Here is a 6,416-nt window from a genome sequence, read left to right on the forward strand (position 1 = left end):
CCCGTCGAGGCCTTCTGGCAGCACCAACGTCTTCATGCCCAACTGCAACAGGGCGGGCGTAGAGTCTGTTCCCGGTGCAGATTGAGGTGACGAACGACCCGGTGCGGGGAAAAAAGTAAGCACCGGCTTGGTAGCCCGGAAACCGAGTTTCGCTGCCGCACGCCCAGGCGCGGGGCAGCCAGAGTCCAGGAGTCGCTCGTGCTGCCTATACCGGCCAACGAACTCAACGGCTCGGGCACACTCGGGCCGTACTGGACCTTTTATCACGCGGTCGTCGCCGAGCAGCTGCGCCAGTGGCTGCCCGGCCGCCCCTCCCTCCTGCTGGACCTGTCCGGCGGACGGGGGCGCTGGCCGGCCCAGGCGGCGCGCGCCGGTCACCGGGTGATCGAGGTCATGGACTTCCGCAGGCCTCCGGAACCGTGGTTGCGCGACGCCTCCGACCGCATACAGAAGGTGCGCGCCGACAACCTCGGCTTCCTGCCCGACGGCTGCGTGGACGGCGTGATCGCCGAGGAGCGCGTGCTGTCGGTCGAGATCATGGCGGAGTCCGTCATCGAGGACGTGGCCCGGGTGCTGCGGCCCGGCGGGCGCGCGCTGCTGTGCGTCGACTCGCTGGTCCTCGGGATGGCGATCCTGGCCGAGCAGAACTACTGGGCGCACCTGTGCCAGACGGGCGAGGTCATGCTCATCCCCTGGCCCGACGGCAGCATCACCCGCTGCTTCACCAGCCAGCAGATACGCGAGCTGATCACCGGCGCCGGCCTCGAGGTGGAGTGGGTGCGCCCGCGCACCGTGCTGTCCCCCTCCACCGTCGACCACGTGCTGAGCTCGGAGAGCAAGTCGCTGTCCTGGCTGGTCCGCACCGAGCTCGAGACCGAGGCCGACGGCGACGACACGGTCGGCATCCACCTGGTGGCCAGCGCCCGCAAGCCGATGTGAACGCTCTCCAGAACGGCGCTCGGGCAGGCGCTCGGGCGGGTCACCGACGGCGCTCGGTCCGTGACTGGCACTGCACGCAGCGGGCCGCCTCGGGGCGGGCCTCCAGCCTGCCCTCCGGCACGAGCGTGCCGCAGTCGACGCAGCGGCCGTAACCGCCGTCGTCCAGCCGCCGCAGCGCGGCCAGCACGGCCGTACGCTGCCGGGACGCGGCGTCGAGCATGGCCCGGGTCCGGTCGGCGTCGGTGAGGTCGGCTCCCGCGTCGGCGAGGGACCTGTCGCGCCCGGCCGGATCCCCACGCAGCACGCTGATCGACCGGTCGAGCTCGGCGAGCATGCTTTCCAGGCGCATACGCGCGGTCGTGACGTCCACGGATCCGCACCTCCGGGAGTGGGGGAGTCACCCTTCCAGGAGCCCCCGGTCTCCTGGTCGGTCAGCGGGCCGTCACCTTCCGTGCGGCCGCTTTCTCGAACGGATGCCCACTTCACGCGCCGCTTACACTCTCCGGAGATCCCCCTGCGGGCTTGTCAGGCGGGGGGCAGCCCGACGAGGTGCGTCGCGCCGAGGAAGAAGGCCGCCCGCACGCGGTCGTCGCCCACCAGATCGCGGACCGCCGCCGCCGACGTCCCCGCTTCGCCGTAGCCGACCTTCAGGAACGACGGGTCAGGCACCTTGATCGCGCCGACGCCCTTGAGCAGGACCTGGGTGGCGGCCTCCGACTGGGACACCAGACCCCACAGTCGCGTGTAGACGTCCAGGGCCAGCAGGTCGACGAAGCCCTCCGAGACGATCTGGCCGTGCCGGATTCTGTCCGCCGCGGCGGTGAAGCCGGGATGGGCGAGCCGGTGCATCAGCTCGTGGGTCAGGCTCCTGATCACCCGCCAGCGCCAGTCGGCCTTCGTCCCCCAGACGGGACTCGGGAAGATCGGCTGCACGGAGATCTTGCCCTCGCCTCCGCTGTGCGCCGTGGTCAGCTTGACCATGGCGCCGACCATCCTGCTCAGGTTCTGGTCGGCCTCCAGGCGCTCGCGCAGCATCTGCCGCAGCGTCTCATGGTCGCCGTCACGTGCGCCGTCGTAGTCCGCCTTGGCGAGCAGCGCTCCTCGTTCCTTGTCCCAGCCGATCGCCTGGGCCCTGTTCACCATCCAGTTCAGTCGCTCGTCGGGCCCGGCGGGCAGTTGCCAGGTGCTCTGCAGGCGCTCCGAGTAGCGGAATCCGTCGAAGTACGGCCCGTCCTCCCGGGCGTCCGCGTACGGACCGAGAACGCGGGCGACGTACTTCTGGAGATAGTCGGCGATCCGCTTGAGATGGTCGAGCGACTCCGGCTCCGCGGGCGTGTTCTTGGGCCGCACCCAGTGGAGAAGCTGCTCGTCCACCACTTTCGCCAGCGCGTCGATCAGTTCCTTGATCACGTTCTTGCGCAGCGGCCCGACCTGCCGCCCGCCGTCGCCGTCCTGGTCGGAGCCCGGGGGGTTGAAGATCAGGTTCAGCTTCGCCGTCTGCCCCCGGTCCGGCGGGGCGATGTTCTTGACGACCATCGCCGACACCCATCCGGCGGCCCGGAGCACCTCCCGTTCGAACGCGTCGTCCTGGGCGCCGGGCATCGCCGTGCGCTGGGTCGCCCGGTTCATCAGACGGGCGACCGCCGCCGTGTGGTCGAAGCCGGCGGGGAGGGCGTCCTTGTTCTTGGCGAAGAGGTAGAGGGCGTGGGCCAGCCACAGCTTGTCCTCGCCCTCGTACTGCGCGATGTGCGACCAGACGTCGAACTCGAGCCCGGTGAACAGCGTGTAGACGCGGTTGAAGTACTCCGGGTACTTGTCCTCGGTGAGGACGCGCAACGCCTTGTAGTCGGCCGTCGCGGTGACCGGTCCGAAGATCACCGTCCTCGGCTCGGCCGGCGCGTGTGTGAGATCGTTCGTCAGGGACATGTAACGCTCCAAATGACTGAGAGTGGCGAGTTACGTACATGTCGTGCAAGCGCCACCGGAGCGTACGTCCGGCCCTGACTCCGATCAACGGGTTGTCCGCCTTAGGACAACGAGAACGGCTCCGCCCGCGTCCGGGCCGGGAACGTCCCGTTCGGGGACCGTTCAGAACAGGCGCGGGACGTCGTCACCTTCCAGGGGCTCGAGAAGCTCGGGGCCGTTGTGGCGGACGCTGTTGACGGCGTCCGACACGGCGTACGCCTCCAGCCGGTCCGGGCCGGCCGGGACGAGCAGGCCGGTGGGGTCGGTCACGCGCGGGTCGAGCCACTCCGTCCAGCGGTCGCGCTCGACCATCATCGGCATCCGGTCGTGGATGCGGCCCAGCTTGTCCGTCGCCGTGGTGGTGATCAACGTGCAGGTGCACAGCCACTTCAGCGGGTCGTCGTCCGGGCGGGTGGGGTCCTTCCAGAACTCGTACAGGCCGGCCATCGCCAGCACGCCGCCGTCGGCGGGGTGGATGAAGAACGGCTGCTTCTTCTTGCCCTCCAGCGGCATCCACTCGTAGTAGCCGTCCGCCGGGATCAGGCAGCGCCGCGACTTCAGCGCCCTGCGGTAGGACGGCTTCTCCGCCACGGTCTCCACCCTGGCGTTGATCATCCGCGAGCCCACCGACGGGTCCTTGGCCCAGCTCGGCACGAGCCCCCACCGGACCACCCGCAGCTGCCTGACGGGCTCGTCGCCCGGGCTCTCGCCGCCGTCGTCCTTCGGCACGCGGCACATGACCGCGTAGACGTTCTTCGTGGGCGCGACGTTGTAGTCGGGCCGGAGTTCGCCACCGGGCACCTGGTCGGGCACCCCGTCCAGCTCGACCTGGAACTCCTCCAGCAACTCCTGCTTCTTGCGCGCAGACGCGTACCTCCCGCACATGCCACAAGACTGCCACTCGCGCGGGCCGCACGCGCTCTCACGACGGTGCGGACGAGCGTGCGCGCACTAAGCTTGCGGCATGGCCTCTCCGCAGTCCGCGTCCGGCGGCGCCGTGCCGCACGGCATCGATCAGAACGGCGTCGAGAAGAACGCCGCCGCACCGCTCTGGCCCGCCCCGGTGGCCGCCGAGCCGGTCCGTGCGACGGTCCGCCTGCCCGGCTCGAAGTCGGTGACCAACCGCGCGCTGCTGCTCGCCGCGCTGGCCGACGCCCCCGGCACCGTACGGCTCGCGCTGCGCAGCCGCGACGCCGACCTGATGACGGCCGCGCTGCGCTCGCTCGGCGCCGAGATGACGCCGTCCAACGAGAGCGCCGACAGCGTGGACTGGTCGGTGACCCCTCATCCCGTACGCGGCGGGGCGTCGGTCGACGTCGGGTTGGCCGGGACCGTCATGCGGTTCGTACCCCCGGTCGCCGCGCTGGCCGACGGACCGGTCTTCTTCGACGGCGACCCGCACGCGCGCAAACGGCCGATGGGCCCGATCCTGGGCGCGCTGCGCGCGCTCGGCGCGTCGGTGGACAACGACGCGCTGCCGTTCACGATCCGCGGGCCGATCCCGGGCGGCGAGGTCACCCTCGACGCGTCGGTCTCCTCCCAGATGATCTCCGGCCTGCTGCTGGCCGCCGCGCGCTTCGAGAAGGGCGTGACGGTGCGGCACAGCGGCCCGCCCGTCCCGTCGATGCCGCACATCGAGATGACCGTGCAGATGCTGCGCCAGGCGGGAGTCGAGGTGGACGACTCCGAGCGCGACGTGTGGCGGGTGCAGCCCGGCCCGATCCGGGCCAGGGACGTCACGGTCGAGCCCGACCTGTCCAACGCCGCTCCCTTCCTCGCGGCGGCCCTGGTGACCGGAGGCTCCGTCGTCGTGCCGGACTGGCCGGAGGAGACGACGCAGGGCGGCGACGCGCTTCGCGGGCTGCTCGCCGAGATGGGCGCGCGGGTCGAGCGGGTGCCGGAGGGCCTGCGGGTGACCGGCGAAGGGCGGGTGCGGGGCATTGACGCCGACCTGCGCGACGTCAGCGAGCTCACCCCCACGATCGCCGCGCTGGCCGCGCTGGCCGACGGACCGTCCCGCATCCGGGGCGTGGCGCACATCCGGGGGCACGAGACCGACCGGATCACCGCCCTGGCCACGGAGATCAACCGGCTGGGCGGCGACGCCCGGGAGACCGACGACGGCCTGGACATCCACCCCCGGCCGCTGACCGGCGGCGTCTTCCACTCGTACGCCGACCACCGCATGGCCACGGCGGGCGCGGTCATCGGCCTGGCCGTGCCGGGCGTCGAGGTCGAGGACATCGCGACGACCGCCAAGACGCTGCCCGAGTTCCCGCGCATGTGGGCCGCGATGCTGGGCAGCGAGGAGACGGCATGAGGGGCGGGTTGATTCCCGCCGGGCGATCGGGGCGCGGACACTGAGAAAGCGGCATTACGACGAGGACGACGTCAGGGTCAGGCCGGGCAAGGGCTCACGGCCCCGGACCCGGATCCGGCCTGCCCACAGCGAGGCCGTGGAGGGCTTCGTGGTGGCCGTCGACCGCGGGCGTTACACCTGCCTGGTCGGCGAGGGCGTCCCGCGCTCCACGACGCCGAAGAAGCGACGGGGCGAGCGGACGCTCGTCGTGGCGATGAAGGCCCGCGAGCTCGGCCGCAAGGGCATCGTCGTGGGCGACCGCGTGGCGCTGGTCGGCGACGTGACCGGGCAGCCCGACACGCTGGCGCGCATCGTCCGTGTGGAGGAGCGCACCGCGATGCTGCGCCGCAGCGCCGACGACGTGGACGACATCGAGCGCCCCATCGTCGCCAACGCCGACCAGTTGGTCATCGTCACCGCGCTCGCCGATCCCCCGCCGCGCCCCCGGATGATCGACCGGATGCTCGTCGCGGCCTTCGACGCCGACATCGAGCCGCTGCTGTGTCTCACCAAGGCCGACCTGGCCCCCGCCGAGGACCTCGTGGCGCTGTACGAGCCCCTCGGCGTGCCGTACGTGGTCGTCCGCAAGGGCGGTCCGCTCGACGACCTGGGCGAGGCGCTCGCGGACCGCATCAGCGTGTTCGTCGGCCACTCGGGGGTCGGCAAGTCGACCCTGGTCAACGCGTTGGTGCCGCACGCCCGCCGGGCCGTGTCCCACGTGAACGCCGTGACCGGCCGGGGCAGGCACACCTCCACCTCCGCGGTCGCCCTGGAACTGCCGGAGGGCGGCTGGATCATCGACACCCCCGGCGTACGCAGCTTCGGGCTCGCCCACATCTCCGTGGAGACCGTGCTCGCCGCCTTTCCCGACCTGGTGGACGTCACCGCCAAATGCCCCAAGGGCTGCACCCACCTCGGCGACGACTGCGCCCTCGACCGCTACGTCGCCGAGGGGCACGCGGATCCGGCGCGTCTGGAGTCCCTGCGGCGACTGCTCGCCAGCCGCGAGGGCTCTGCCGACGAAGACTAGGGCCTGTCTCAAAGCCTGGTGAGCCAGTCGTCTATTGCGGTTATAAGAATGGCGGCTTGGTAGCGGACGGCGAGTTTGTCGTACCTGGTTGCGATGGCGCGGTGGCGTTTGAGCCGGTTGATG

Annotated in this window: 6 protein-coding genes; 3 read left to right on the forward strand and 3 right to left on the reverse strand. The window is 71.2% G+C overall.

Features of this window, described 5'->3' with window-relative positions; genetic code table 11:
• Positions 1–198: 198 nt before the first annotated feature.
• On the forward strand, positions 199–939 hold the full coding sequence (locus FH610_RS39665) for a class I SAM-dependent methyltransferase (protein ID WP_139580388.1): 741 nt from the start codon (positions 199–201) through the stop codon (positions 937–939).
• Positions 940–979: 40 nt separating this feature from the next.
• Here the strand turns inward: FH610_RS39665 and FH610_RS39670 are convergent, their stop codons facing one another.
• The 3 genes from FH610_RS39670 to FH610_RS39680 all read right to left on the reverse strand — a co-directional run bounded on the left by FH610_RS39670 (position 980) and on the right by FH610_RS39680 (position 3,789).
• Complete coding sequence (locus FH610_RS39670; protein WP_139580389.1) at positions 980–1,309, reverse strand: TraR/DksA family transcriptional regulator; 330 nt, start codon at positions 1,307–1,309, stop codon at positions 980–982.
• Positions 1,310–1,464: 155 nt separating this feature from the next.
• Positions 1,465–2,865, reverse strand: a complete 1,401-nt coding sequence (locus tag FH610_RS39675; protein WP_139580390.1) for a hypothetical protein — start codon at positions 2,863–2,865, stop codon at positions 1,465–1,467.
• 162 nt (positions 2,866–3,027) lie between these two features.
• The gene (locus FH610_RS39680) at positions 3,028–3,789 is read right to left on the reverse strand and encodes an SOS response-associated peptidase (RefSeq protein ID WP_139580391.1); all 762 of its coding nucleotides are present in this window, start codon (positions 3,787–3,789) and stop codon (positions 3,028–3,030) included.
• Between the two features lie 79 nt (positions 3,790–3,868).
• On the opposite strand from FH610_RS39680, the gene aroA reads away from it, so the two are divergent.
• Positions 3,869–5,224: a 3-phosphoshikimate 1-carboxyvinyltransferase gene (gene aroA, locus FH610_RS39685; RefSeq protein WP_139580392.1), complete on the forward strand. Its 1,356-nt coding sequence runs from the start codon at positions 3,869–3,871 to the stop codon at positions 5,222–5,224.
• A gap of 40 nt (positions 5,225–5,264) precedes the next feature.
• Complete coding sequence (gene rsgA / locus FH610_RS39690; protein WP_139580393.1) at positions 5,265–6,293, forward strand: ribosome small subunit-dependent GTPase A; 1,029 nt, start codon at positions 5,265–5,267, stop codon at positions 6,291–6,293.
• Positions 6,294–6,416: the final 123 nt, after the last annotated feature.

The sequence above is a fragment of the Microbispora catharanthi genome, assembly GCF_006334915.2.
Taxonomy (GTDB): Bacteria; Actinomycetota; Actinomycetes; order Streptosporangiales; family Streptosporangiaceae; genus Microbispora; species Microbispora catharanthi.